The organism is Nocardia sp. NPDC052316 (genome assembly GCF_044547795.1).
Classification (GTDB): Bacteria; Actinomycetota; Actinomycetes; order Mycobacteriales; family Mycobacteriaceae; genus Nocardia.
Genome location: NZ_JBIUBB010000002.1, coordinates 373,048 through 398,491, shown reverse-complemented (window position 1 = coordinate 398,491; position 25,444 = coordinate 373,048). Strand labels below are relative to the sequence as shown.

Here is a 25,444-nt window from a genome sequence, read left to right as displayed (position 1 = left end):
GACCCATGCGTCCACATGTCGAACTCATCGACGACCGCGATCTGATCCCGCACATCGCCGAGTTCCAGCACGCCACCGGCAGCGCCGAGCAGCGCAACCTCAGCTACGACGAGGAGGACGGTTCGGCCTCACTGAAGGTCCGTTTCCTCAGCGACTGGTCCCGCCCCGCCGGCGTGCACAGCGCCGACACCGAATGGTTCGTCCTGTCCGGCCGGGTCACCATCGGCGAGACCGAGCTCGGCGCCGAGGGCTTCTGGTCGGCGCCCAAAGGCGTTCGGACGCCGCAACTCTCCGTCGCCGCGGGCACCGAGATCCTGCTGTTCCGCGAAGGCGGCGACTGGGGATTCGAGCCGGCCGACACCGACCGCGACTTCGTGCGCGCCGACCAGCGACTTGTCGTGCTCGACACCGCCGCGATGCCGTGGATCGATGTCAAAGACGGCAGTCCCATGCGTTTCGATCTGGGCGGCACACCCGTCCCTGGCCTCTACATCAAGCTTCTACACCGCGACGCGGAAACCGGCTTCTACACCCGTCTCATCAAGGCCAAGCCCGGCTGGCGCGAGGCCCCCCTGGCCCATCACCCGTGCAGCGAAGAGGCCTACTGCCTGGCAGGCGGATTCGACTACAACTTCGGAAAGATGTGGCCAGGAACCTATTTCTGGCGCCCCGCCCTCATCCGCCACGGCGACTTCACCGCCGACGCCGAGCAAGGCTGCACCTGGATCGTCCGCTCCGACGCCGACCTGGTCGACTGGTACACCGACAACGCCAAGATCGAGATCACCGGCGACCCCACCAACTGGGGCCCCGACGTCCCGCACAGCCTCTCCCCCCGCCCCGTCGAGCCCGTCCGCTCCCGCTCTATCGGCCAATGGCCCACCCCCACTTACCAGTAGCCCCCAGCGGATAGGTGCACCCTCTTCTCGGGAGCCACACTCGTTGGGCGAACCCCTAATGGGTGCGGATCCCGAGACATGGTGCGGATCCCGAGAGAGGTGGGGGTCAGGGGGTGGTGCGGTGGAGGTAGTGGCCGTGGGGGGTGTTGTGGACCTTGCCGTTGCGGACGATCTGGGTGCCGCGGAGGAAGACGTCGGTGACCTTGGCGGTCATGTCGAAGCCTTCGAACGGGGTGTATTCCTGGGCGGATTCGGAGTCTGCGGCGCGGACGGTCCAGCGGGCGGCGGGGTCTATTAGGACGATGTCCGCGTCGTAGCCTTCGGCGAGTGTTCCCTTGCGGGTGAGGCCGTAGCGGCGGGCGGGGTTGGTGGCGGTCAGTTCGGCGATGCGGTGTAGGGAGAGGCCGCGCTTCCGGCCTTCGCCGATCAAACCGGGCAGGAGGTATTCGGCGCCGCCGAAACCGGATTTGGCGAGGAAGACGTCGTCGCGGTCGGCCCCGAATTTCGCTTCGTCGCGGCAGCACGCGTGATCGCTGACCACCCAGTCTATTTCGCCCGCCAGGAGGTGTTGCCACAGCGCTTCGACGTCGGCGCGCTCGCGCAACGGCGGGTTGACCTTGCCGCCGATGCCGTGCGCGGTATCGACGTCGGCGAGCAGGTGACCGATGGTGACCTCACGGCGGAAGTTCACGTGCGGGAAGGCCTGCGCCATCGTCAGTGCGGCCGCGACGGCCTTCGCGGAGGACAGGTGCAGCAGGTTGATATCGGCCAGGCCCGTCTCGTGCGCGAGATAGGACGCCATGGTGATCGCCAGACCTTCGGAATGCGCGGGGCGCGAGGCACTGTAGGCGCGCAGGCCGGTTTGGGTGCCGTCCCGCTCGACCAGCGCGGTGTAGGCGGCCATGATCTCGGCGGTTTCGCAGTGCAGCGACAGCGACAGCGGCTGGCCCGATTGCGCACGGGCCCGCTCGATGCCGCGCATCACGAACTCGAAATGGGCGAGGTCGTAGCGTTCGTCCGGCGGGATCATCAGGAACGAGGACTGATCCGAGGATCGGCCGTGCAGGCCGTGGCCGCCGTAGAACATGAAGATCTTGAACGACGTGACGCCGAATTCCTCGACCAGGTCAGGGATTTCCTCGATGTGCTCGGCGGTCATCGGCGCCAGGTGCAGGCCGTAGTCCACGTGGGATCGCCCGGCCATCCGGTCGAGAACCTCGGGCAGGAATTCCCGATATGGTCCACCGCGGTTGAGGTAGTAGCGGCCGGTGCGCATGTAGGTCAGCGAGGTGGTGACCCCGCCCTGTGCGCACGCGCGGCTCTCGCTCGCGGTGTCGTCGGCGAGATCGCGGTAGATGCCCCAGTGCTGATGCGCGTCGACCACGCCGGGGAAGGCGAGCAGCCCGCCCGCGTCGACGATGCGCGTCTGGTCGTCGGCCGACAGGTCCTGCCCGATCGCCACGATCCGGCCGTCGGAGACGGCGATGTCAGCGCGGGCGGGATCGTCCGACGCGGGGTCGCCGGGACGGACCACCCCGGCGTTGCGGATCAGCAGTTCGGTCGCGGGCACGGCAGCCCTCCAGTTTCTCTATGCGAAACGCAGTTACCATTTTGGCGATCATCGCAGTAGCATGCGCTGGTAGTCAATGCCGCGATCGGCGCATCAGTGTTTCGCTGAGCGAAACGCGTCGCGGCACTAAGGAGTTGGCGATGACGCAACCGCTGGCCGGAATCAGAGTGCTCGACGTGGCGACGCTGTTCGCCGGTCCCCTGGCAGGCACACTGCTCGCCGATTTCGGCGCCGACGTCATCAAAGTCGAGCACCCGAAGGGCGATCCGGTGCGCAGCCACGGTGCCCAGCGCGACGGCGTCGGCCTGTGGTGGAAGATGCTCGGCCGCGGCAAGAAGTCCGTCACGCTGTATCTCGGTGCGCCGCAGGGCCAAGAGATCTTCCGGCGGATGGTGGCCGAGGCGGACGTGGTGATCGAGAATTTCCGCCCGGGCACCCTCGAACGCTGGGGACTCGGCTACCCCGAACTGCGCGCGCTGAACCCACGGCTGGTGCTGGCCAGGGTCACCGGATTCGGCCAGATCGGGCCGTACGCGCGGCGCCCCGGCTTCGGCACCCTGGCCGAGGCGATGAGCGGCTTCGCCGCCGTGACCGGCGAGGCGGACGGGCCGCCCACCCTGCCCCCGTTCGGTCTCGCCGACGGAATCGCCGCGCTGACAACGGCCTTCGCGATCATGACGGCGCTGCGCGCCAGAGACCGCGACGGCACCGGCCAAGAGGTCGACCTGGCCATCATCGAACCGATCCTCACGCTGCTCGGACCGCAGATCATCGCCTACGACCAGCTGGGTGAGTTGCCGCCACGCATGGGCAATCGGTCCTCGAACAACGCGCCGCGCAACACCTATCGCACCGCCGACGGCGGCTGGGTCGCGGTCTCCACCAGCGCGCAGTCGGTCGCCGAGCGGGTGCTGTGGTTGGTCGGCCGCCCCGACCTCATCGATCAGCCGTGGTTCGCCTCCGGCACCGAAAGAGCAAGGCACGCGGACGAACTCGACGCGGCGGTGGGCGGCTGGATCGGGCGGCACAGTACCGAAGAGGTGGTGCGCGCCTTCGAGAAGGCCGAGGCCGCGGTGGCCCCGATCTACACGGCCGCCGATGTGCTCGAGGATCCCCAGTATCGAGCGCTCGGCTCGATCACCGCGCTACCGGACGCGGAGCTCGGCACCGTACGCATGCAGAACATCCTGTTCCGACTTTCCGAGACGCCCGGCGAGATACGGTGGACCGGTCCACCTTTGGGCGCACACACCGACGAGGTGCTGGCGCGCTACGGCGTCGACGCGAACGAACGGGCCGAGCTCCGTGCCGCCGGGGTGATCCGATGACGCACCCACCGGCCACCCACCGGCCGACCGCCATTGATCCGCTGCTCGCGGCGGTGCGCGGCGGCGTCCGCCTGATCGAACTCGGCCAGCCGTTCTTCACCGGCATGCCGTGCTCACCGAACCACCCCGGCTTCCGGATGACGCTGGCGCGCAGACACGGTGACCTGGTGCGCCCGGACGGCGGCTCGGCCGCCAACGAGATCATCGTGACCGGCGGGCATGTCGGCACCCACATCGACGCGCTCAGCCACGTCAGCCAGCACGGCGCGCTGCACGGCGGCGTCGACGCACACGAGGCCCAGCGCGGCGGCCGATTCACCACACACGGCGCCGAGCACCTACCAGGATTGCTGTGCCGCGGCGTGCTGCTCGACATCGCCGCCGCACACGAAACCGCTACTCTCCCTGGTGGTTACGAGATAACAGTGACCGACCTCGAGAACGCGGCCAGGCAGGCGGGGATCGAAGTGGCGGCCGGTGACGTCGTGCTGATCCGCACCGGATGGTCGCGACTGTTCGACGAACCCGACGCCTACCTGGGCAAGGAGACCGGCGTTCCAGGGGTCGGGGTCACCGGGGCACAGTGGCTCGCCGCGCGCGCGGTCGTGGCGACCGGCTCGGATACCACTGCCTACGAGTGCATTCCGCCCGGCGCCGGGCACAGCGTGCTACCCGTGCACCGGGTGCTGCTGGTCGAATCCGGCATCTACATCATGGAACACCTGGCACTGGAGGAGCTCGCGACGAGCGGGCTCGGTGAATTCACGTTCCTGCTCGCGCCCTTACGCATCGTGGGCGGCACCGGCTCCCCCATCCGTCCGCTCGCGGCGGTCAGCCGATGAACGAGTCAACCATCGTGGGCCGGCTGGCCGCCTTCGCCGCGTCCGCCCGCGACCACGGCGTCGGTCCCGCGTTGCGCGCGAACGCCGCCCAGCGCGTGCTCGACGCGCTCGGGAACAGCTTCGCCGCACTGGACACACCGGCCGTCCATGCGGTGCGGACCGTTGTCGAGGAATGGGGCGGCACGCCGCACGCTACGGCGCTCGGGCTCCCCGGTCGACGGCCTGCCGCGAGTGCGGCGCTACTCAACGGAACCCTCGCGCACGCACTGGATTTCGACGACACCCACCTACCGTCGGTCTTGCATCCCTCGGCGACGGTGGTCCCGGCCGCCCTCGCCGCCGCCGAAGCCGGGAACGCCGGCGGCGGCGCACTACTCGACGCCGTCGCGGTCGGGATCGAGCTCGCGGTGCGCGTCGGTATGGCGGGCTACGATGCGGCGCTCGGTAATTCGATCTTCTTCGAGCGTGGCCTGCACGCGACCGCCATCTGCGGCGCGCTCGGTGGCGCGGCGGCCGCGGCCATGCTCGCCGGGTCCGACGCCGACACCATCGCGCATGCGATCGCCATCGCGGCGAGCATGGGGTCGGGGCTGCTGGAAGCCAACCGAACCGGCGGCACCGTGAAGCGGGTGCACTGCGGCTGGGCCGCGCACGCCGCCGTCACCGCGGCCGGGCTCGCCCGCGCCGGACTGACCGGCCCGCCGACCGTCTTCGAGGGCAGATTCGGGCTACTCCAGGCGTTCTGCGGCGACCAATGTGATCCGGCCGCGATCCTCGACGGCCTCGGCGAGCACTGGGAGCTGCCGAAGGTGGTGTTCAAGCCCTACCCCTGCAATCACTTCACCCACGCCGGGATCGATGCGGCGCTGCGGCTGCGGGCCGAGGGCATCACCGCCGCCGACATCGTCCGCCTCGAACTCGGCGCACCAACGGCTGTGCTGCGCACCATCGGTGAGCCGCCCGCGGAGAAGACCCGCCCGCAGTCCGGCTACCACGCCGCCTTCTCCGGCCCCTACACCGTCGCGGCCGCACTACTCGGCGGTGGTGGTCTCGGTGTCTTCCACGAAGATTTCACCGACGCCGCGGCCGCCGACCCGCAGCGACTCGCCCTCGCCGCCCGCGTCACCTGTGTCGCGGACGCACGCTGCGATGCCATATTCCCGCACCAATTTCCGGCCGTGCTCACCGCGTGGCTGACCGACGGCCGCGTCCGCACCGAGCGGGTCGAGAGCAATCGGGGCGGGCCGGGCAATCCCCTGTCCGAGGCGGAGCTCGCCACCAAGTTCCGGCTGAATACCGAGCGCACGCTTTCGGCAGATCGCGCGGACCGGATCAGCAGGGTGGTGTTCGGCCTCGCCGAACACCGAGACCTGGACGAGCTGATGTCACTGCTGCGGACGTGACGGCGCCGGGAACAGCCCGGCCCGGCCGAGCAAGGCGGGCACCGGCTTACCGAGCAATTCGCCGAGCCACGAGCCGGTTTCGATGACCGGCTCGATCCGCACGCCGGTCTCGATGCCCATCCGAGCCAAGGTGTACAGCAGGTCCTCGGTGGCGATATTGCCGGTCGCGGCTGGCGCGAACGGGCACCCGCCGATGCCGCCGGTGCTGGCATCGAGCACCCGGACACCCGCATCCAACGCCGCGACGGCGTTGGCGTAGCCGGTGTTGCGGGTGTTGTGGAAATGACAACGCAGGGTGGCCGTCGGCGCGATCGCCGCCGCACCGGTCACCAGTGCGCGCACCCGATCCGGCGTCCCGACCCCAATGGTGTCGGCCAGCGCGATCTCGTCCGGATCCGCCTCCGCGACGCGGCGGACCAGCTCCAGCACAGTCGACTCCGGTACCTCCCCGTCGAACGGGCAGCCGAACGCGGCGGCGATGGTCACCGTGCGCAGCAGCCCGGCCGCGCGCGCCCTGGCCGCCAGCTCCGCCCACCGCTCGACCCCTGCCATGGTCGAACACCCCTGATTGCGCTGACTGAACGAATCCGTAGCGACGACAACAACATTGATCTCATCGACGCCCGCCGCCAGCGCGCGGTCCAGACCGCGCTCGTTGAATACCAGTCCGGCATAGGACACTCCGTCGAGCCGAGGCACCTCGGCCATGACCGCCTCGGCATCCGCCATCTGCGGCACCCGCCGGGGATTCACGAAGCTCACCGCCTCGATCCGCCGCAATCCCGCATCGACGCTGCGCCGCACCAGCGCGACCTTGTCGGCGACGGCGAGGATCTCCGGCTCGTTCTGCAAGCCGTCCCTCGGGGCGACCTCGACCAGCGTGACGTTCACAGATCCTCCAACTCACCTTGCGGCCTTGTTCCACTGAGGGATACATTGTATCCACTTTGAACCTTCGGGGTGCAACAGGATGGAGACCCGCCACATGGCAGTCGAGGCGACGAAACCGACAGGGCCGCTTGCCGATCTGCGGGTAGTCGAGATGGGGCAGTTGCTGGCCGGACCGTTCTGCGGTCAACTGCTCGGCGATCTCGGCGCCGAGGTGATCAAGCTCGAGGCACCCGGCACCGGCGACCCGATGCGGCAGTGGGGCCGGGAACAGTCGCAGGGTAAATCGCTGTGGTGGCCGGTGGTCGCCCGGAACAAGAAGTCGGTGACCTGCAACCTTCGCGACGAGGCCGGTCAACGGCTCGCGCGTCGGCTCATCGACCGTGCGGACATCGTCATCGAGAACTTCCGGCCCGGCACCATGGAGCGCTGGAACCTCGGGTTCGACCGACTCCGGGCGGACCATCCGGAGCTGATCATGACCAGGGTAACGGGCTACGGCCAGACCGGACCGTACTCCCCTCGGGCCGGATACGGCTCCATCGGCGAGGCCATGGGCGGCATTCGTTACGTCACCGGCGATCCCGAGCACGCCCCGGCCAGAACCGGCATCTCCCTCGGTGACTCACTCGCCGCCGTATTCGCCACCATCGGCACCCTCGCCGCGGTGCATCACCGCACGCGGACCGGGCGCGGCCAAATGGTCGACTCGGCCATCTACGAGGCGGTGCTGGCGATGATGGAGTCCCTGCTGCCGGAGTGGGCGGTGACCGGATATCAACGCGAGCGCACCGGCGCGGTGCTGCCGAATGTCGCTCCCAGCAACGTCTATCCCACCGCGGGCGGGGAAATGATCCTCGTCGCCGCCAACCAGGACACCGTTTTCGCCCGGCTGGTGAAGGTCATGGGCCGTCCCGAACTGGCCACCGACGAACGGTATGCCACCCATACGGCCCGCGGCGCGCGGATGGCCGAGCTGGACGAACTGATCGCCGGCTGGACCGCGACCATCGAGACCGGCGACCTGCTCGACCGGTTACACGCGGCGGGCGTGCCCGCGGGCCGCATCTTCACCGCGCGCGACATGTTCGCCGACCCGCACTTCGCCGCCCGCGAAGCCATTGTGCGACTGGCCCATCCGGAGTTCGGTGAGCTGCCGATGCAGAATGTCTTCCCGAAGTTGAGCGAGACGCCCGGCGCGGTACGCCATCCCGGGCCCGCGCTCGGCGAGCACAACCAGGACGTCTACGGCGGACTGCTCGGCCTCGACCCGGACACGATCGAACAGCTCACCGCCGATGGCATCATCTGAGAACCGCCCGGTGACCGAGCGATCCGGGGAGTACCGCCGCTCCGGCTACAGCGCGCGGCTAGGGGCGGGCGACTCCCCCGCCGTGCTGGTGATCGATGTCTGCGCCGCCTACGTCACCGAGGACTCGCCGCTCTACGCGCCGGTGGCCGACGCGGTGCGCGTGGCCGCCGAAATCGTGGGCCAGGCAAGGGAATCCGGCCTGCCGGTGATCTTCACTCGGGTGCGCTACGAGCCCGGCGGCCCCGACGGCGGGCTGTTCCGCCGAAAGGTGCCGGTACTGCGGGTATTCGAGGCGGGCAACCCACTCGGCGACTTTCTCGCCGATCCCGCACCGGTCCCGGGCGACTCGGTGATCACCAAGCAGTACGCGAGCGCGTTCCACGCCACCCCGCTGGCCGCGCTGCTGACCGCCCGCCGCATCGACACCCTGGTCATCGTCGGCCTCACCACCAGCGGGTGTGTGCGCGCCTCCGCGACCGACGCGCTCCAGCACGGCTTCCGCCCGCTCGTCGTCGCCGAGGCCTGCGGCGACCGCACTACCGCCCTGCACGAAGCCAATCTGCTCGACCTGGACATCAAGTACGCCGACGTGCTGAGCCGCACAGAGGCGCTGGCGGTCTTGCGCTCGGCGGCAGGCGGCAGGCACCACACCCCCGAGACCGCCGCCGGCGCGGAACTCGCTTAGCGGACAAAGGATTCCCATGGGCCCACACCTGCACGGCTGGTGGATCATGCTGCACCTGGTGCTGTTCGTATGCTGGCTCGGCGGCGATCTCGGCGTCTTCTATTCCAGCCGGTTCGTCATCAATCCAGCGCTCACCCCACCCGCGCGCGCGACCGCGCTGGCCATCATGAGCGGACTAGATCTCGCGCCGAAGATCTGTCTGGTGTTGTTCCTGCCCAGCGGCATCACCTTGATGGCGCTGGAGCCACACGGTGCCAGCGCGTTCGGAATCGATTTGTTCCCTTGGTGGTTCGTCGCGGCGGTGTGGATCTTCGCCGCCGTGTGGTTGACGCTCACCGCGCTCGCGCACCGCACGCACGGGCAACTCGCCGCGGTGCGCCGAGCCGATCTCGGCCTGCGGTTCGCGGTCATCACCGCGATGACCGGGGCAGGCCTCTATGCCCTGCTGGTGCACGAGCCGTTCGGTGTCACCACCAATCCACGCTGGCTCGGCGGCAAGATCCTGCTCTACACCCTCGCCATCGCGGCCGGGCTCGGCATTCGAATGACGTTGCGCCCCTTCGGTCCCGCCTTCGGCGCACTGATGAGCACCGGCTCCAGCGAGTCCGTCGAGCGCACCTTGCGGCGCAGCGTCGACGGTTGCCTGCCGTACGTGTGGCTGATCTGGGGCAGCGTGCTCGCCGCGGCGGCACTGGGCGTGTTCAAGCCCGGTGCCGCGCTGTGAGCGATGGTTACGGCGTGTAGCCGAGCTGAGCGGATACCGCGCCCGCCGCCTTCAGCAGCATCGGCACGTACTCGTCCATCCGTGGCTGGAACCGCGAGAGCGGCCCGCACACGCTGATCGCGGCCACCACGCCGCCGTCGTGGTCGAGGATCGGCGCGGCCAGCGACGCGGCCCCGATCTGGCGCTCCCCCATCGAGATCGCGTAGCCGCGCTTCTTCGTGGCGTTCAGCTCGGTGCGCAGTTTCCGGACCGAGGTGATCGTCGCATCGGTGAACGCGGTGAGCTCGTGCCTGCTCAGATACTCGTCGATCTCCTCCTTGCGCAGCATCGCCAGGATCACCTTGGAGGAGCTGCCCGCGTAGAGCGGGTACGGCACCCCGAGCGCGACCTCCATGCGCAGTTCCTGGTCCGGCACCACCTGATCCACGTACATTCGGGTGTCGCCGCGCCGGATCGACAGCGTCGCGGTCTCCCCGGTCACCGACGCCAGCCTGCGCAGTTCCGGCGCGGCCATCACTCGAAGATCGGTGCGCGCCAGGTAAGCCCGGCCGAGCGCGATGGCGGCGTGGCCGAGCGCGTAGCGACGCGTGGTCGGCTCGAGGGCGATCAGGTCGCGATTGCGCAGCGCGGTGAGGATGCGGTGCACCGCGGCCTTGGTGATGCCGAGCTCGGTGGCGATCTCGGTGACGCCGAGGTCGGACCTGCCGCTGCGGCCGAACAGCAACAGCACATCCATGGCGCGTTCGACCGCCGCGATCGACCGGCTCTGGTTGTCGGATTCGGTTTCGGACACGCCTCGAGTGTAGGCGGTGGATTTCCCGATGGGAAACACCATCCCCATCACGGCTTGCGTGCCGCCGATACTCGGCGTTACCGTGTGCGTAACAATGTTTCGACTATCGAAACGGCAATACAGACCGCTAGAGGATGGTCCGATGATCGGTGCACGACTCGTCGAAGATATGACCGACGCCGAACGCGAACGCGCACAACGGGTCGACGCTGTGCTACCCGCGCTGCGTGCCGCCGCCGAGGAGGCCGACCGGCTCGGCGCCTTTCCCCCCACCCACGTCGACCTGCTCCGCGACGCCGGATTGCTCGGGCTGGTGGTACCGGAGAAGTTCGGCGGACTCGGCGGCACGCTGCGCGATCTGGCCGCGGCCACCTACGCCATGGGCACCGCCTGCCCGTCCACCGCGCTGGCCTACTTCTTCCACAACACCAGCGCATCCCGCGGTCTGCTCCCACTGGAGGCGATCGACGCCGGACTGTTCGCCGACGACGAGATCCCCGTGGTGCGAGCCTTCGCCGAGAAGCTGCTCACCCGGATGGCCGACGGCTGCTGGCTGGCCAACTTCGCCTCCGAGGCGATCAAGACCGCCGCCGCGAACATCACCATCGCCACCACCGCCCGCAAGGTGGACGACGGCTGGATCCTGCAGGGCGAGAAGTCATTCGGCTGCGCGACCGGCGTGGCCGACTATTACCTCACCTCGGCCAAGATCGAGGGCTACGACACCGCCGAGGGGCTGGCGACCTTCTTCGTCCCCCGCGACGCGCCCGGCGTGCACGTGCGCGCCCCCTGGGACGGCCTCGGCATGCGCGCGACCGCCAACAACGGGATCCGGCTCGACGAGGTGTTCATTCCGCAGGACGAGGCCTTGGCCGTGCCCGGCGCGTTCACAAAGATGCTCAGCATGAGCAGAGGCAGTTTCGTCGGCAACCAACTCGCCATCGCGGCGGTCTACACCGGCTGCGCGCAGAACGTCTACGACGAGATGCTGGCCACCGCGACCGCGAAGACCTTCGCCGACACCGGCGAGCCGATCGCGTCCTCGCCGGTGCACCAGGTGCTCATCGGCGAGATGACCAAGCAGTTGCAGACCGCGTATCTCTGGCTGCGCTATCAGTTGACGGTGGAGACCGCGGAGCCGCCGTTCAAGCCCAAGCAGGAGGTGTTCACCCAGTGGCGCCTCGGCAAGGGCGCGGTGACCGAGGCCTGTTTCCAGGTGGCACTCGGCGCTTTCAAGGCGGGCGGCACCTCCGCCGCCGCGATGAGCGGGGTAGCGGGGCGCGCGCTGCGCGATCTGGCGATGGGCCTGGTGATGACCTTCCCGGCCGAGCGCGGCATGCTCGAGGTGGCCCGCATCGTCACCGACGCCAAGGCGAACGAGTTGTTCGCCACCGCACCGGCCGAGGCGGGCCGGTGAGTACCGAACTACCCGCCATCGCCGACCTGATCGACGGCGAGTGGGGCACGCCGTCGGTGGATCTCGGTGTCGCGCTGGAGGATCCGGCCACCGCGGCGCCGGTGGCCAGGGCCGTCGCCACCGCCACCGACCGGGTCGAGCGAGCGCTCGCGGTCGCCGAAACCGCCGCGGGCCGCGCCGAAACCGCCTCCGGCCGTGTCGAACCCGCCGTGCTGGACGCGATCGCCGATGCCCTGGAAACACGGCTGGCCTGGATCGCCGAACTGGATGCCCGCGCGACCGGTGTCCCGCTGGCCCAGACCACCCTGCTCGGACCGATCGTGTCGGGTTCGTTCCGGCTCGCGGCCGAGCAGATCCGGTCCGGCGTATTGCGCCAAGAGCGCGACGGCGTCGAGGTGCTCCGCCTGCCGCTGGGACCGGCGCTGTGCCTGGTCCCGTGGAACGCGCCTGCCCCCATGGCCGCACACAAGGTGGCCAACTCGCTCGCCGCGGGCTGTCCGGTGATCCTGAAGGTCAGCGAACTCGCGCCCTACAGCTCGGTGGTGCTGGCCGAGGTGATCGCCGAGCACGTGCCAGCGGGCATGTTCCAGCTGGTGCAGGGCGGTGCGAAAGTCGGTGCGCAGCTGGTCGCCGCGTCCCGGATCAAGGCGATCTCGTTCACCGGCGGGCTGGCCGGCGGACGTTCGGTCGCCACGGCGTCGGCCGCGATGTTGCGCCCATGCCAGCTGGAGCTCGGCGGCAACAATCCGCTCGTGGTGTTGCCCGATGCCGATCCCGATGCCGCGACGCGGATGGCCGCCGAGCTGCTGACCACCTTGAACGGCCAATGGTGCCGGGCGCTCGGCAGATTGATCCTGCCTGCCGACCGGGCCGACGAGCTGCTCGACGGCATCGGTAAACGCCTCGCGGCGCTGCGGGTCGGGCCGCCGATGGATCCGCGGACCGAGCTCGGCCCGCTGGTGCACTCGAAACACGTTCAGCAGCTGCGGTCTTCGCTCGACGCACGCGGCACACGGAGCTTCGGCGCCGTTCCGGAGGACGGAAACTACTTCGCCCCAACGCTGCTCGACGGCGACCTGAGCGACGAGGTGTTCGGCCCGGTGGCCGGTGTCGCCACCTACCGCCGGACCGAGGAGGCGGTAGCGCTGGCCAACGCCGTGCCCTACGGCCTGGAGGGCTACGTCTGCGGCGTCGACGAGCACCAGGCGCTCGGCGTCGCGCGGCAGATCCGGGCGGGCGAGGTGAAGGTGAACGGCTCCTCGATCATGAGCCTGCACCTGATGACGCCGCGGCCCGCGTGGGGACTGTCCGGCCTGGGCGAGGAGGGCACGGCGGAGACGCTGCGCTTCTTCACCGGCGCGCGCGTCGTCGGCGTCGAAGGGCGCTTCGCCCTGCACACGTCATGAGCACGCCGACGGTCGTCGTGGTCGGTGCCGGGCCGGTCGGGCTCACGGCCGCACTGACCCTGGCCCGCCGCGGGATCGGGGTGACCGTGCTGGAGCAGGGCACGGAGCTGGCCACCGAGTCGCGCGCGTCCACATTTCATCCGCCGACCCTGGAGATGCTGCGCGACCTCGGTGTCCTGGATCCGCTGCTGCACCGGGGCATCGTCGCCTCGACCTTCCAATACCGCGAACGCGGCGGCGGTGAGATCGCCACGCTCGATCTCACCGTGCTGGCAGCGGACACCCCCTTCCCGTTCCGGGTGCAATGCGAGCAGAGCAAACTCACTCCCCTGCTGCTCGATGCCCTCGGCGCCGCCGACGTGCGGTTCGGCTACCGCGTCGACGGCTTGCTGAGCACTGATGATGCCGTGGTGCTGCGGACGGCCAAGGGCCCGGTGCGCGCGAACTGGGTGATCGGTGCCGATGGCGCGCACTCCGCCGTCCGGCACGGGCTCGGTGTCGAATTCGGTGGCAGCACCTATCCGGAACGCTTCCTGGTCGCGTCGGTCGAGGAGGATCTGGCGCAGGCGCTGCCCGGTATCGCGCCGATCAACTACGTCTTCGATCCCGCGGAATGGCTGGTGCTGCTGCGCACGCCGGAGCATTGGCGGGTGCTGCTGCCGACACCCGCCGACAGCGACGACGACCTCGAATTACGCAGGCTGCCAGAGCGTTTGACCGCGGTCGCGGATCTCGGCAGACCGTGGCAGATCGCGCACGCCACGCTCTATCGGGTACATCAGCGGGTCGCCGGCAGGTTCCGGCACGGCCGGGTCCTGCTGATCGGCGACGCTGCCCATGTCAACAATCCGCTCGGCGGGCTCGGCATGAACAGCGGCATCCACGACGCCGTCCAACTCGCGTCCGCGCTGGCCGATGTCGTCGAGGGCGGACCCGAGGCACGGCTCGACGAGGTTGCCGCGCACCGGCATCGAGTCGCCGTGGACCACGTGCAACGCACCAGCCATGACAACTGGAACCGGCTGCGCGGCGACGCGGCGAGCCACCGCGAGCAGCTGCGTGAACTGGCCGCCGATCCGGTGGCGGCCCGCACCTATCTGCGTCGGGCGTGTCTGCTCGACTCGTTGGAGATCCGGCCGTGAGGATCGAACGCGAGAACCCGGCGCGGCCGGGCGAGATCGTGGGAGCGGTGACCGCGACCCAGCCGGACGCGGTCGATGCCGTGGTACGCGAGGCGCACTCGCATTTTCGTGAATGGTCGCGACAACCGCTGGAAGCTCGCCTGGCCGCGCTCGGCCGCGCCGCCGACGCCCTCGATGCCCGCACGGCCGAACTGGCGACCTTGCTGGCGCGCGAGACCGGTAAACCCGTCACCGATTGCCGGGGTGAAATCGGTTTCGCCGCCACCTATCTGCGGTGGGTGCGAGCACACGCGGCCGATGTGCTCGGGGCCCGAACCGTCGATGACGCGCAAGGTCGAGTCGTGGTGTCGCCGCGGGCATTCGGCGTGGTCGCCGCGGTCACGCCGTGGAACGCGCCGATCATTCTGTCCATGCTCAAGCTCGGTCCGGCCCTCGCCGCGGGCAACGCGGTCGTGCTCAAACCGTCACCGCTGGCACCGCTGGCCATTACCGCCGCCGCCGAATTGCTGCCCGCCACCACGGTGATCCACGGTGGCCCGGACACGGTGCACGCGCTGATCGCCCACCCGCTGGTGCGTAAGGTCGCGTTCACCGGCGGTGCGCACGCCGGGCGCGCGATCGCGGCGGCGGCGGGCGCGGCGATCACGCCGGTGCTGCTCGAACTCGGCGGCAACGATCCGGCGATATTCCTCGACGACTTCGCCTTGACCCCGGCGGATTTCGAGCGTCTCGTCCTCGCCTCGTTCGCCACGGCCGGGCAGGTGTGTATGGCGGCGAAGCGGCTGTACGTGCCCGAGACCCGGCTCGCCGAGTTCGTCGAATCGTATATCGCCGCGGCACAACGCATCCTGCTGGTTGGAGATCCGCTCGACGAAACCGTCACCATGGGACCGGTCGTTACCCGGGCCGCCGCCGAACGGGTGCGTGGGCTGGTCACCGACGCCAGGGACCTCGGTGCGCTGATCGTCCCGCTCGCCTGCGCGCCGACCGGCGAGGGGTACTTCCTCGATCCGGTACTCGCGCTCCGGGTGCCCGACGACGCGGATCTGGTCCGCACGGAGCAGTTCGGCCCGGCGGTACCGATCCTCACCTACCGCGACGAGGCCGAGGTCCTCGCGCGCGCCAACGATTCCGAGCTCGGGCTGGCCGCATCGGTCTGGTCGGCCGACGAGGACCGGGCCTTCGCCGTCGCCGCGCGCATCGAAGCGGGCTTCACCTTCATCAACACCCACAACCGCACCGGCATGTCGCTGCGCGCCCCGTTCGGCGGGACCAAGAACAGCGGCTTCGGCCGGGAATACGCGCAGGAAGGTCTGTGCGAGTACGTCCAGCCGACCGTCACGCACGCACCCGGCCCCTTCCGCGCGGGCGGAACCGGTCTACCCGCCGGTGCTTATCCGGGCGCGTCCGCGGAGCCGCACCGGCCCGAATGATCGCAGCGGATGGCCCGGGACGACTTGCGCATGCCCCGGACCACCCGCTGCGGTCAGCTACGACGACGACGCGCGACGAGCACCACGGCGGCCGCGATGAGCACCGCCGCGGCGATACCGATGCCCGCCATGATGGGGGTGTTGCTGTCGGAGTCGTCGCTCTCGGCGGTATCGCTCGCGGCAGCAGAGGGTTTCGGAGTCTCCGCGGGCGGCCCGAAGGTCAACGGTACCGAGGCGATGATCTCCGTAGCGTTGGTCAGGCTGGTGACACTGATCGTGCAGGCACCCGGTGCCGCGGTGCAGTCGGTGCCACCGACCGCTCCGACGAGCGTGATGGCCCGTTTGTCCCCGGTGGGTTGCCAACTGCCCTGCCCGTCGGCGGCGCCCATCATCGAACCGGTGAGATTGCAGTCCCCCGGCCCCGCGATCCGCGGTTTGCATTGGCCGACCGCGACCGCCGCCATATTGGCGGGCAGGCCGTTCAGGGTCACCGTGACGGTCTGACCCACCGCGAGTCCCGTGGATTGGCTCACCTGGAGCGTCGGGGCGGCCAGCGCGGTCGGCGCGCCGCCGAGCAGCCCGGCCGTGGTGAGCGCGGCCAGCGCCACGAGGCGTGGTCCGGCGAGCATCCCATGCGTCCTGGGCCGGGTACCGATGAGCTTCACATTTTCCTCCTGAGGGATTTCACAGTCGCCGCCGATCGGCGAGGGCGAAACCGGCGACGAGCACGAGCAGGCCGGCGGTGGCCGTCCACAGCACGGTGGACGGACCTTCGATATCGGTGTCGGAGCGCGCGGCCGCGGCGGGCACGGATGCCGGGGCGGCCGGTTGTCGCGCGCCCGCGAAAGTTACCGGCACCGCAGCCGAGTTCGCCGCTACGACGGCCGGCGGTTCGGTACCGGGCAGGGGCGCGGCCGCGATCACACATTGCTGCAGGGTGCAGTCGATCTCGTGGAATCGGGGATGCGCGGTCAGCGTCAGCGGGCCGAAGGCGCCGTCCGCGCCGATATTGACGAACGTCGCGCCGCCGGACAAGTCGCAGTCCTTCAGTCCGTTGCTGAAGCCCGTCTTGCACATGCCCACCGCGACGGCGGCGAGACCGGCGCGAAAGCCGCTGCCACTCACGGTGATTCGCTGGCCATCGGTCAGCTCCGTGGTGGCGTCGACCCGGATCGCCGCCGATTCATCGGCGAACGCCATCGCCGGAGCACCGAGTAGCCAGCCACTGAGCGCGAGTGTCACCGCTACCCGAGCCGTCGTACCGAAACTTCTCATGGCGCACCTCTTTCGCTGGACGATTCGCGCGTGCCGGGCAGCAGGCGTCGGTCGGGTCGGCCGGACAGCCACGCCGCGATGAGGACGCCCATACCGAGGACGGTCAGCGCCGACCCCATGCCGATGAGCCGGGCGAGCAGATCGACCAGACCCAGTCCCGCCAATCCCGCGGTCGCTACCACAAGTGCGCACAAACCCACGGCGTGCGGCGTGGTCTCCCGGACCAGCTCATCTAGCGCGGTCATCGCGCGGGCCGCGGCTGCCAGCGTCACCGCAAGCCCGATGGTCAACGGCACCGGCCCCGGCGCTGTCACCACGAGCAATGCCCCGCCCGCCGCCAGGATCAGCAGCACCGGCACGGCAGCGGGTCGACGGCCGGGCAACGCGACGACCACCACCGCTGGTGCGGCCGCGACCACGAGCCAGCCGAGTTGCTCGGCACCGAATTCATTCCACCGGAACAGCAATAGATGCAGCGCGGGCAGCACAGTGCCCCCCACCACGAGTCCTATTGCGACATATCCGAATACGACCGGCCTAGCAGGAGCAGAGTTCTCTCCCACTCGGACAGCACCCGCGTCGCGAAGCCCGGCCAGTCCGGCGGCCACGCCGAGGACTGCGGTCAGCGCGCCCGCGATGAGCACGCCCGTATTGGGCTTCTCGTAGTAGAGGCCACTCAGCCATGCGGCGACGGCTACTCCCCCTGCCGCCGCCCCATGGAGAAGGACGAAGCTTCCGCGACCGAACTCGGCCGCGAGGGCACGGGCGGCGAGAAGCAGCGGGCCCGTCGCCGCACCAGCGACGAGCACCGCGATCGTGAACACCGCGACGGTGTCGACAAGACCCGCCACGACTGCCGCGATGCCAGCGAGACTCCCACTCGCGCTTGTCATTCCGAGAGACAGCGGCAACCGCCACAGGCAAAGCGCCGCGGCGAGTAGTCCGAGCACCCCGGCGGCGAGCACCAGATAACCGACCACCGCCCCTGGCACTCCGAGCAGTCCACCGAAGGGCTTGCCGAGCAGCACCAACTGACCGCCCGCCACCGGCCCCGCCGCGACCGCGCAGAGCACTGCCGCACCGAGACGCACGGTCCGGCGCGCGCCGTATCGCGGGTGGTGGGCGTGGTCGATCGGCGACGGTGACGGGCGCCCGCTGTCCGCATTACCGAGGGATGGGCGATGCCTCGTCATCCGCAACCTCCACTCGCGTTCCACTGAGGGAAACGCAGTTTCACGATTGCCATATCGTGCCCGCGACGTCGGGCAGTGTCAAGGCGAATGTCTCGCCACCCCTGGACAGATCCTTTGCCGGGGTACAGAATCGGAACAAGTTGGAAACCGCGTTTCGTCCTACGAAACGCAATGAACGAAAGGGTCGAGTCCATGACCCGAGTCGCAGCCGCACAACTCGCTGCGGGCACCGACGTCGCGGTCAACCTCGACGCCTGTCTTCGCCTGATCGACCAGGCCGCCGACGCGGCGGCCGAACTCGTTGTGCTGCCGGAATTCTGTAACCATCTATCTTGGTACGACGATCGGACGCATGCGCGCCGAATGGCCTGCACGCTCGGCGACACCTTCCTCACCGCCGTCGCCGAGCGGGCGCGACGGCACCGCTGCTACGTGAAGATCGGCGTGACGGTGGCGCGGGCCGACGGCCGCACCACCGGCACCGGTCTGCTGTTCGGGCCGGACGGTGCGCTGCTCGGCGAGTCCGACAAGCAGATCCTGATGGGCGCCGAGAACGACTATCTCGACCCGGGCACGGCCGAATCACCGGTGATAGCCACGCCTTTGGGCCGCATCGGCATGTACGCCTGCATGGAGGGCGTCATCAACGAGGTCACCCGATCGCTGGCGCTGCGCGGCGCGCAGCTGTTGCTCAACAGTCTCAACTCGTTCGCGATCGACGAGGCGAGCCTGCACATACCGGTGCGGGCCGCCGAGAACAAGGTGTGGGTAATCGCCGCGAACAAGGTCGGGCCGCTGCTGCCCGCCGCGCAGCTACCGCAGATCGCCGCCCGGCTCGGCGTGCCACCGGATCGCCTGCACGGGGCGGGCGAAAGCCAGATCGTCGGCCCGGACGGCAGGGCGGTGGCGATGGCGCCGGTCACCGGCGAGGCGATCGTGGTCGCCGATATCGACGTGCCGCTGGCCGACGACAAACGCAGGCCCGACGGCACCGACATCCTGGCCGCGCGCAGGCCCGAGCTCTATGCCCCGCTGACGAGCGCACCACTAGGCCGGCGCGCACCGGCCGGGTCGCCGACGCTGTCGGCCGCGCTCGCGATCGCCGACACGAGGCTGGTCGCCGAGCTCGCGGCCGACGGCGTCGACCTCATCGTGCTGCCCGAACTCGCGGCGGTGCCGGTCCCGGACGTCGTACGGGCGCTGCGCGGTAGCACCGCACACGCGGTGCTCAGCGTGCGTACCGGCGGCGCGCACCACGGCGTGCTGGTCGACGCCGACGGGGTGGTCGGCTGCCAGCCGCAGCTGCACCCGACCAACCGTCATCCGTGGCTGACCAGGCAGGGCAGCGCGCTGGCCGTATTCCAGTTGCCCTGGGGCCGAATGGCACTCGTGGTCGGTGACGACGCGCTGTTCCCGGAGAGCTTCCGGCTGGCCGCGATTCAGGACGTGGACGTCGTCGCCGTGCCGTATTCCCCTACCGAACCATGGGAATTGCCCCTCGGCCTGGCCGAGCGCGCCGCGGAGAACAGGATGAACATCGTCGCCGCGGGCAGCGACGAGCGCGGCGGACTCGTCGGCGGGATCTACGCGCTGAGCCCCGATTTCACCCTGTGGACCGCGTGGAGCGGGCCGTTCACCGGCGTGATCAGCCACCCCATCGTGACCGAGGCCCCGCCCGGCGCGCCGAGCGTGTGCGCGACCGTGCGTCCCGCGCAGGCCGTGAACCGCGCCGTGTCCAGGGGCACCGACCTGTTGGACGGGCGGCCGCGGCACCCGCTCTACGCCATGACGACAGAAGCACAGTGACGACAGAACCCGGAGCGACGATGAGTGAAACAGTCCGACACGTCGAGCAGTTGGTCGACGAGACGGCCAGAACGGACGTCACCGAGACCTTTCAGGAATGGCGAGACCTGTTGAGCGGGCTGAAATCTCGGATCGCCGCACGCTTCGACCTCACCAGGGATCCGTCGACCGACGAGCTGGACAGCTACGGCGACCCGGCCACCGGCCCGTCCGGCAGCCTGGCCGCCTACACCGGACCCGAGATCGACTGGCTGGTGCATTCCTGGATCGGCGACCCGGCAACGGGTTTCGTCAACCTGCACCTCACCGTGTGGCTCGGACCGCAGGTGCGGGTGCCGCATTTGGGCATCGCGCTGCTGCTGTGGCCGGAGGGCTGGTTCTATGTCGACGCGGTGCCGCGCGGCGATCTGGTCGGCGACGGCGACTACTTCGACAGCTACTACGCCGAGAACGACGCACCGTGGTTGGCGTTCAAGGAAGAGCACCCCGATTTCACCTGGTTCACCAGCCGCACGGGGTTCATCCGCGGCAGCCTGTCGCCCACCGCGTACTGCTACTCCTTCCCGCCGCATCGGGCCAATCGGGAGACCGTCGCCGCGCTGCTCGGCGCGCGGGTCGAGCAGTGGCTCGGCTGGGTCGACGCCGCCGCGCCGGTGCCCGCCGACGAGCAGGCGGCCCTGGCGGCGCGTGACCTGGCGGTCCGCCGCAATATCGCCGAACGCGATCCCGCGAATGTGATGGGCGAGCGCATGTTCGGCGCCGAACTCACCCAGCGCCTGGTGCGTGGCCTCTGGGGCGGCGACCGCGTGCTGCCACGGCCGAGCGGCGCAGCACCGTCGAGTGTCGGCGAGGCACGGTCATGAGCACTGTTCGTTCGCTCTGGTGGTCGGCGCGCACCGCGGGTGACGCGCCGTTCGATACCGCGCATCTGAAGGTCTATTACCCCGCGATCGCCACCGGCTCCGACCACGAGCGCCTCACCGGCGTCTTCGCCGCCGATCCGGCGGCCGCACCGTATCCGGTGGTGGTCTTCCTGTCCGGGGTCAATGTCGGGCAGGACGCCTATCGCCGGTTCGCCACCGCCATCGCCGAGACCGGTTTCGTGGTGGTGACTTTCGATCGGGTCGCCGAATTGTTCGGCGGCCTGCGCGGATTGACGGTCGGAGTCGATCTGGACGCGGCCAGGCCCGACGCCTACGGCACCCGCCCGACCTGCCCGACCATCGGCGCGATCCTCGACGCGCTCACCGAGTTGAACAGCGACGGCCCGTTGCGCGGGGCACTGGATCTGGACTGCATCGCGCTCGGCGGGCATTCCGCGGGCGGGACCGTGGTGCTCCAGTCGGCGCGCTTCTTCCCCTCGGTCGGTGCGGTTTTCGCGTGGGGCGCGCACACGATGGTGGCGACCATGCTCGGCTGGCCCGCGGGCACCGTGCTGCCCGCTCAGGTCAATTGCCCGGTGCTGCTCGGTGTCGGCACCAACGACGGTGTCATCAACGGCAGCGCCGACCGGTACGGCGAGGACGGCGACCACCGGCCCGACCCGGTCGCCAGGACATTCGACGAGGCGCTGCCGCCGGGCGACCATCTGCTCGCAATCATCCCGGAGGCCAACCACTTCGGGATCGCCGACGCCGACCCGACCGCGGCACGGGCCTTCCTCGACGGGCCGGGTGACGTGGACGCGCTGGCACCGTTCGCCCGCCTCACGTCCAGTTTCCTGCACGCACACCTGCACGATTCGGCAACGGCCCGAACCGAACTCGCCGACTACGTCGCGGCGGAGGTGCTGCGGCCCCACCTAGCGGAGCGCGAACAATGTTGAAAAACTTCTGGTACGCCCTGGAATTCGCCGACCAGGTCGGCCGAACCCCGAAAAAGGTGACCTGCCTCGGCCAGGACTTCGTGCTGTATCGCACCACCGCGGGTACGGCGGTGTGCCTGTCGGATCTGTGCGTGCACCGCGGTGGTGCGCTCTCGATGGGCACCGTCACCGGCGACTGTATCGCCTGTCCGTACCACGGCTGGCAGTACGACGCCGAGGGCGCCTGCGTCCGGATACCGGCGAACGCGGCGGATCGGCTCATTCCGAAGAAGGCCAGGGTCGACGCCTACCCGACGCAGGAGCGGTACGGCATGGTCTGGGCCTTCCTCGGCGATCTGCCCGAGCACGAGCGCCCGCCGATCCCCGAGATCCCGGTGCACGACGACCCGGCCTTCCGGATGGTGCAGTTCGAGATGGAGGTCGCGGCGAACTACGAGCGCACCTTCGAAAACGTCGTCGACGCCTCGCACACGCCGTTCGTCCACGGCACCAGGTTCGGCAATCCGGACAAGCCGGAGATCCCGAATTTCACTGTCCGCAAGGACGACTGGTCCGCGGAGGCCGACATCCAGCTCAGTCCCCCGCCACCGAGCGGGCTCTGGGGCATGCTGTCCAGGAACAAGCCGCGCCCGGAGTTCGTGACGGTGACCAACGGCTGGTACCTGCCCAACCTGGTGAAGCTGCACATACGGCTGCCCATCGGGGATCTGCTGCTCTACGACTTCAACATCCCGCTGTCGCAGGACCGTACGTTGATCAAGATCCTCGGCTACCGGAACTTCTTCACCGGCCGCTGGGCCGACGCCGACACCCGCCGAAGAATCAAAGACATTCTGCTGCAGGACAAGCCGGTGGTCGAGTCGCAGCGCCCGGAGCTGCTGCCGTTCGATCTCGCCGACGAACTGCATGTGCGCAGCGACGCGCTGCAGATCGCCTACCGGCGCAGGCGGGCCCAGCTGATCAAGGACGGCTGGTGGCTCGGTGCCGACGACATCATCACCGGCGACGGGCCACGCCGCACCGCCACCGTCATCGCCTCGCCCGCGCGGCGCGACAATCCCGAACTCGACCAGGCCTGGGTGCACAAGGCCCGCAACGGAGGAACACCGCGATGAGCCTGCCCACCGAACTCAGCGAACGCACCCTGCGGACGCTGAGCGCCGCGCTCGATCTCACCACCGCCGACGATCTCGCGCTGACCAGCACGATGTCGCCCGACCCGGTCGGCAGGCTGCGGGTATTGCGCGGCGGCCCGATCGACAAGGTCGTCACCGTCGATCTGGTTGTCCCCGCCATCGGCCTGGACAGCCACATGATCTTCGCCTTCACCCCGGCGGATTCGGCCGTTCCGCACTTCACCCTGGACTCGGTGCGGTCGGCGCACTATCACGCCATGCACCTCGATCTCATTCCCCGTACCGACCTCGCGGTGCAGCTGGCCTACCTCGATGCCGCGTACCTGCCGCTCACCCCGCTGCTGGAGGCGGCGTGGCAGCTCGACGGGGTATCGGCTGCGGCGATCGGACCGCGGCAACGGGCGATGATGTCGCCGTGGATGGTCGTGTGCCGCGCCACTGAATCCGCCTTCCGCGCACTGGACGGCACCGTCGACGGCTATCTGCAGCACTGGCTCACCCTGGTGGACAAGGGAGTTCCGGCGGTCACCGGCGATACCGCCGCCCGGGACCGCACCAACCGCGCGAATTTGTTCAGCCCCGAGGTGGATCCGGTGTGGGCGCAGGTGGCCGGCTTGCTGGGTGACGAGCAGGCCGAGCGGGTGCGAGCGGAGTTGCTCGGATGACCGCCGCGGCGCCGAGCCGGTGGCAGCAGCGCATTGCCGGTGAATGGGTCGGCAGGCCATCGCTGTTCGCCGCCGACGGGGTCTGGCGCGGTTTCGAGGACATCCGCCGCTCCTCGGTCTTCGCCGACGGGACAACGACTTATTACATGGACGGCGGGCTCACCGGCGGCGGCGACATGGCCGGGCGGTTCGCCCTCGGCGCGCCGTTCGCCTTCGGGGTGGTCGACTCCGACAACGACCGGCTCTACACCGGACCCGACTTCTACGGTGCGGGCAGGCCGTACGGCGGCTTCGTCGACGCGCACTATTACGGCCCCGGCTGGCAGGTGGGGTTGAACACGTGGAACCAGACCCTCGGTGATACGCAGGTGTACTCCTCGGTGCTGTACCAGGGGCCGGCGATGATCGGTGTGTTCAATGGCGTCTACACCCGCGACACCGCACGCAGAGACGACCTCATTGAGCACGAGACCCGTTGTGGGGCTACACCTTTTGTCCTGCCGACGAAGGATGACTGCCGCTACGCCGGTGACTGCGAACTGTGGGGCGCCGACCAGCAGCCGCGCGGCACGGTGCGGATCGTCCTCGACGTGACGCCACTGAGCTTGCTCACCGCCGAGCACCGCGTCACCTGGAGCGGCGCGCTCGACCGCACCTTCGAGGCGACGGTGCGCCGCGACGGCGTCCGCTCGTTCCACGAGGGGCCCGGCGCCTGGGGCAACGCGACCGCCTACGGCCGGGCCAACTATCCGGTGCTGCACCTGTCCGACGGCGGCAAGCTCAACGGCCGCGAATTCATGATGGACGCCGAACCGGGGATGGGCGCGGGCACCGAGCTCGCCGTGGTCTACGAACTGTTCGAACACAACAGCCTCAGCGCGGTGCTGCACGGCGTGCTGGAGCGGTCATGAGCGCGCCCGCGAGCCGCACCGTCGTGGTCACCGGCGGCACCCGCGGCCTCGGGCTCGGTCTGGCCAGGGCGCTGCTCGACCGGGGACAGCGAGTCGCGTTGTGCGGCACCGATACCGAGCGGATCGACAAGCTCCGGACCGAACTGTCCGATGCAGCGCTGCTGGTGGCCGCCGACGTCACCGATCGCGCTCAGCTGCAAGGTCTCTGGGATGCCGCCGTCGCCCGCTTCGGCCGCGTCGATGTCTGGATCAACAACGCGGGTATCACGCACACCCGGACGCCGATGTGGGAGCTGCCCGCCCAAGATGTCCGGAAGGTGTTCGACACCAACCTGATCGGCGCGCTCAACGGCTCCGCCGTCGCGATCGCGGGCATGGCGGAGGCGGGCGGCGGGCACGTGTGGAATATGGAGGGTCTCGGCAGCGACGGCCGCGCGGTACCCGGACTGTCGGTCTACGGTGCGAGCAAGCGAGCACTCACCTATCTGACCGAGGCACTGGCCAAGGAGGTGCCCACCGGTGTCTCCGTGGGTCTGCTGAGCCCGGGTATGGTCGTCACCGACCTGCTGACCCACGGCTACGCCGATCCAGACGAATTGGCCAAGGCCCGCAGGATCTTCAACATTCTCGCCGACCGGGTCGAGATTGTGGCGCCGTGGCTGGCCGAACGCGCTGTCGCGCACCCGCGCAACGGCGCGCACGTCCGCTGGCTCACCACACCGAAGGTGCTCGGCCGCTTCGCCACCGCCCCGTTCCGGCGGCGCGATCTGTTCGCCGAATGAGCACGACAC

At 69.4% G+C, this 25,444-nt stretch carries 24 protein-coding genes; 18 read left to right on the top strand and 6 right to left on the bottom strand.

Going from position 1 to position 25,444, the window contains the following annotated elements:
- Positions 1 to 5 precede the first annotated feature (5 nt).
- On the top strand, positions 6 to 899 hold the full coding sequence (locus ACIHA7_RS08810; RefSeq protein ID WP_397287200.1) for a DUF4437 domain-containing protein: 894 nt from the start codon (positions 6 to 8) through the stop codon (positions 897 to 899).
- A gap of 106 nt (positions 900 to 1,005) precedes the next feature.
- On the opposite strand, the gene ACIHA7_RS08805 is transcribed toward ACIHA7_RS08810, so the two are convergent.
- The gene (locus ACIHA7_RS08805; RefSeq protein ID WP_397287198.1) at positions 1,006 to 2,469 is read right to left on the bottom strand and encodes a dihydroorotase family protein; all 1,464 of its coding nucleotides are present in this window, start codon (positions 2,467 to 2,469) and stop codon (positions 1,006 to 1,008) included.
- Positions 2,470 to 2,609: 140 nt separating this feature from the next.
- On the opposite strand from ACIHA7_RS08805, the gene ACIHA7_RS08800 reads away from it, so the two are divergent.
- From ACIHA7_RS08800 to ACIHA7_RS08790, 3 genes are read left to right on the top strand one after another with little or no spacing between them, the layout of a single operon-like run.
- Positions 2,610 to 3,797 (top strand): CaiB/BaiF CoA transferase family protein, encoded by a 1,188-nt coding sequence (locus ACIHA7_RS08800; RefSeq protein ID WP_397287195.1) that lies wholly within the window; start codon positions 2,610 to 2,612, stop codon positions 3,795 to 3,797.
- Positions 3,794 to 4,639: a cyclase family protein gene (locus ACIHA7_RS08795; protein ID WP_397287193.1), complete on the top strand. Its 846-nt coding sequence runs from the start codon at positions 3,794 to 3,796 to the stop codon at positions 4,637 to 4,639. The genes ACIHA7_RS08800 and ACIHA7_RS08795 overlap by 4 nt, the downstream gene beginning before the upstream one ends.
- Complete coding sequence (locus ACIHA7_RS08790) at positions 4,636 to 6,042, top strand: MmgE/PrpD family protein (RefSeq protein WP_397287191.1); 1,407 nt, start codon at positions 4,636 to 4,638, stop codon at positions 6,040 to 6,042. The genes ACIHA7_RS08795 and ACIHA7_RS08790 overlap by 4 nt, the downstream gene beginning before the upstream one ends.
- On the opposite strand, the gene ACIHA7_RS08785 is transcribed toward ACIHA7_RS08790, so the two are convergent.
- Positions 6,025 to 6,933, bottom strand: coding sequence for a hydroxymethylglutaryl-CoA lyase (locus tag ACIHA7_RS08785; RefSeq protein ID WP_397287189.1), 909 nt, complete (start codon positions 6,931 to 6,933; stop codon positions 6,025 to 6,027). The two genes, ACIHA7_RS08790 and ACIHA7_RS08785, sit on opposite strands and share 18 nt — an antisense overlap.
- A gap of 94 nt (positions 6,934 to 7,027) precedes the next feature.
- Here ACIHA7_RS08785 and ACIHA7_RS08780 point away from each other — a divergent pair, with 94 nt between their 5' ends.
- From ACIHA7_RS08780 to ACIHA7_RS08770, 3 genes are read left to right on the top strand one after another with little or no spacing between them, the layout of a single operon-like run.
- A complete protein-coding gene (locus ACIHA7_RS08780; protein ID WP_397287187.1) occupies positions 7,028 to 8,242 on the top strand; it encodes a CaiB/BaiF CoA transferase family protein in 1,215 nt (404 codons plus the stop codon).
- A gap of 10 nt (positions 8,243 to 8,252) precedes the next feature.
- Positions 8,253 to 8,927: an isochorismatase family protein gene (locus ACIHA7_RS08775; protein ID WP_397287185.1), complete on the top strand. Its 675-nt coding sequence runs from the start codon at positions 8,253 to 8,255 to the stop codon at positions 8,925 to 8,927.
- A gap of 16 nt (positions 8,928 to 8,943) precedes the next feature.
- The gene (locus ACIHA7_RS08770) at positions 8,944 to 9,651 is read left to right on the top strand and encodes a hypothetical protein (RefSeq protein WP_397287183.1); all 708 of its coding nucleotides are present in this window, start codon (positions 8,944 to 8,946) and stop codon (positions 9,649 to 9,651) included.
- Between the two features lie 7 nt (positions 9,652 to 9,658).
- On the opposite strand, the gene ACIHA7_RS08765 is transcribed toward ACIHA7_RS08770, so the two are convergent.
- Positions 9,659 to 10,444: an IclR family transcriptional regulator gene (locus ACIHA7_RS08765; RefSeq protein WP_147128446.1), complete on the bottom strand. Its 786-nt coding sequence runs from the start codon at positions 10,442 to 10,444 to the stop codon at positions 9,659 to 9,661.
- A gap of 142 nt (positions 10,445 to 10,586) precedes the next feature.
- On the opposite strand from ACIHA7_RS08765, the gene ACIHA7_RS08760 reads away from it, so the two are divergent.
- From ACIHA7_RS08760 to ACIHA7_RS08745, 4 genes are read left to right on the top strand one after another with little or no spacing between them, the layout of a single operon-like run.
- Complete coding sequence (locus tag ACIHA7_RS08760) at positions 10,587 to 11,861, top strand: acyl-CoA dehydrogenase family protein (RefSeq protein ID WP_397287180.1); 1,275 nt, start codon at positions 10,587 to 10,589, stop codon at positions 11,859 to 11,861.
- On the top strand, positions 11,858 to 13,267 hold the full coding sequence (locus tag ACIHA7_RS08755) for an aldehyde dehydrogenase family protein (protein ID WP_397287178.1): 1,410 nt from the start codon (positions 11,858 to 11,860) through the stop codon (positions 13,265 to 13,267). Before ACIHA7_RS08760 ends, ACIHA7_RS08755 begins: the two co-directional genes overlap by 4 nt.
- Entirely contained in the window at positions 13,264 to 14,409 is a 1,146-nt protein-coding gene (locus tag ACIHA7_RS08750; RefSeq protein ID WP_397287176.1) for an FAD-dependent oxidoreductase, read from the top strand. The genes ACIHA7_RS08755 and ACIHA7_RS08750 overlap by 4 nt, the downstream gene beginning before the upstream one ends.
- Entirely contained in the window at positions 14,406 to 15,842 is a 1,437-nt protein-coding gene (locus tag ACIHA7_RS08745; protein ID WP_397287174.1) for an aldehyde dehydrogenase family protein, read from the top strand. The genes ACIHA7_RS08750 and ACIHA7_RS08745 overlap by 4 nt, the downstream gene beginning before the upstream one ends.
- A gap of 53 nt (positions 15,843 to 15,895) precedes the next feature.
- Here the strand turns inward: ACIHA7_RS08745 and ACIHA7_RS08740 are convergent, their stop codons facing one another.
- The 3 genes from ACIHA7_RS08740 to ACIHA7_RS08730 are packed head-to-tail and all read right to left on the bottom strand — an operon-like array spanning position 15,896 to position 18,310.
- A complete protein-coding gene (locus tag ACIHA7_RS08740; protein ID WP_397287172.1) occupies positions 15,896 to 16,507 on the bottom strand; it encodes a neocarzinostatin apoprotein domain-containing protein in 612 nt (203 codons plus the stop codon).
- Between the two features lie 19 nt (positions 16,508 to 16,526).
- Positions 16,527 to 17,117, bottom strand: coding sequence for a GPS-CTERM domain-containing protein (locus tag ACIHA7_RS08735; RefSeq protein ID WP_397287170.1), 591 nt, complete (start codon positions 17,115 to 17,117; stop codon positions 16,527 to 16,529).
- Positions 17,114 to 18,310 carry a hypothetical protein gene (locus ACIHA7_RS08730; RefSeq protein ID WP_397287168.1) on the bottom strand — a complete coding sequence of 399 codons (1,197 nt, stop codon included), beginning with the start codon at positions 18,308 to 18,310 and terminating at the stop codon, positions 17,114 to 17,116. The genes ACIHA7_RS08735 and ACIHA7_RS08730 overlap by 4 nt, the downstream gene beginning before the upstream one ends.
- Before the next feature lie 192 nt (positions 18,311 to 18,502).
- On the opposite strand from ACIHA7_RS08730, the gene ACIHA7_RS08725 reads away from it, so the two are divergent.
- From ACIHA7_RS08725 to ACIHA7_RS08695, 7 genes are read left to right on the top strand one after another with little or no spacing between them, the layout of a single operon-like run.
- A complete protein-coding gene (locus ACIHA7_RS08725; protein WP_397287166.1) occupies positions 18,503 to 20,116 on the top strand; it encodes a nitrilase-related carbon-nitrogen hydrolase in 1,614 nt (537 codons plus the stop codon).
- Between the two features lie 20 nt (positions 20,117 to 20,136).
- Positions 20,137 to 20,979, top strand: coding sequence for an oxidoreductase (locus tag ACIHA7_RS08720; RefSeq protein WP_397287164.1), 843 nt, complete (start codon positions 20,137 to 20,139; stop codon positions 20,977 to 20,979).
- Positions 20,976 to 21,941, top strand: coding sequence for an alpha/beta hydrolase (locus ACIHA7_RS08715; protein ID WP_397287162.1), 966 nt, complete (start codon positions 20,976 to 20,978; stop codon positions 21,939 to 21,941). Before ACIHA7_RS08720 ends, ACIHA7_RS08715 begins: the two co-directional genes overlap by 4 nt.
- Positions 21,935 to 23,056: a Rieske 2Fe-2S domain-containing protein gene (locus ACIHA7_RS08710; protein ID WP_397287160.1), complete on the top strand. Its 1,122-nt coding sequence runs from the start codon at positions 21,935 to 21,937 to the stop codon at positions 23,054 to 23,056. Before ACIHA7_RS08715 ends, ACIHA7_RS08710 begins: the two co-directional genes overlap by 7 nt.
- Positions 23,053 to 23,742, top strand: coding sequence for a hypothetical protein (locus ACIHA7_RS08705; RefSeq protein ID WP_397287158.1), 690 nt, complete (start codon positions 23,053 to 23,055; stop codon positions 23,740 to 23,742). The genes ACIHA7_RS08710 and ACIHA7_RS08705 overlap by 4 nt, the downstream gene beginning before the upstream one ends.
- Positions 23,739 to 24,653 carry a hypothetical protein gene (locus tag ACIHA7_RS08700; protein ID WP_397287156.1) on the top strand — a complete coding sequence of 305 codons (915 nt, stop codon included), beginning with the start codon at positions 23,739 to 23,741 and terminating at the stop codon, positions 24,651 to 24,653. The genes ACIHA7_RS08705 and ACIHA7_RS08700 overlap by 4 nt, the downstream gene beginning before the upstream one ends.
- A complete protein-coding gene (locus tag ACIHA7_RS08695; protein ID WP_397287154.1) occupies positions 24,650 to 25,435 on the top strand; it encodes an SDR family oxidoreductase in 786 nt (261 codons plus the stop codon). Before ACIHA7_RS08700 ends, ACIHA7_RS08695 begins: the two co-directional genes overlap by 4 nt.
- Positions 25,436 to 25,444 lie beyond the last annotated feature (9 nt).

Coding starts and splice junctions, on each gene's coding strand:
- ACIHA7_RS08810 (WP_397287200.1), top strand. CDS start 6: ATGCGTCCACATGTCGAACTCATCGACGACCGCGATCTGATCCCGCAC.
- ACIHA7_RS08800 (WP_397287195.1), top strand. CDS start 2,610: ATGACGCAACCGCTGGCCGGAATCAGAGTGCTCGACGTGGCGACGCTG.
- ACIHA7_RS08795 (WP_397287193.1), top strand. CDS start 3,794: ATGACGCACCCACCGGCCACCCACCGGCCGACCGCCATTGATCCGCTG.
- ACIHA7_RS08790 (WP_397287191.1), top strand. CDS start 4,636: ATGAACGAGTCAACCATCGTGGGCCGGCTGGCCGCCTTCGCCGCGTCC.
- ACIHA7_RS08780 (WP_397287187.1), top strand. CDS start 7,028: ATGGCAGTCGAGGCGACGAAACCGACAGGGCCGCTTGCCGATCTGCGG.
- ACIHA7_RS08770 (WP_397287183.1), top strand. CDS start 8,944: ATGGGCCCACACCTGCACGGCTGGTGGATCATGCTGCACCTGGTGCTG.
- ACIHA7_RS08760 (WP_397287180.1), top strand. CDS start 10,587: ATGATCGGTGCACGACTCGTCGAAGATATGACCGACGCCGAACGCGAA.
- ACIHA7_RS08750 (WP_397287176.1), top strand. CDS start 13,264: ATGAGCACGCCGACGGTCGTCGTGGTCGGTGCCGGGCCGGTCGGGCTC.
- ACIHA7_RS08735 (WP_397287170.1), bottom strand. CDS start 17,117: ATGAGAAGTTTCGGTACGACGGCTCGGGTAGCGGTGACACTCGCGCTC.
- ACIHA7_RS08730 (WP_397287168.1), bottom strand. CDS start 18,310: ATGACGAGGCATCGCCCATCCCTCGGTAATGCGGACAGCGGGCGCCCG.
- ACIHA7_RS08725 (WP_397287166.1), top strand. CDS start 18,503: ATGACCCGAGTCGCAGCCGCACAACTCGCTGCGGGCACCGACGTCGCG.
- ACIHA7_RS08720 (WP_397287164.1), top strand. CDS start 20,137: ATGAGTGAAACAGTCCGACACGTCGAGCAGTTGGTCGACGAGACGGCC.
- ACIHA7_RS08715 (WP_397287162.1), top strand. CDS start 20,976: ATGAGCACTGTTCGTTCGCTCTGGTGGTCGGCGCGCACCGCGGGTGAC.
- ACIHA7_RS08710 (WP_397287160.1), top strand. CDS start 21,935: ATGTTGAAAAACTTCTGGTACGCCCTGGAATTCGCCGACCAGGTCGGC.
- ACIHA7_RS08705 (WP_397287158.1), top strand. CDS start 23,053: ATGAGCCTGCCCACCGAACTCAGCGAACGCACCCTGCGGACGCTGAGC.
- ACIHA7_RS08700 (WP_397287156.1), top strand. CDS start 23,739: ATGACCGCCGCGGCGCCGAGCCGGTGGCAGCAGCGCATTGCCGGTGAA.
- ACIHA7_RS08695 (WP_397287154.1), top strand. CDS start 24,650: ATGAGCGCGCCCGCGAGCCGCACCGTCGTGGTCACCGGCGGCACCCGC.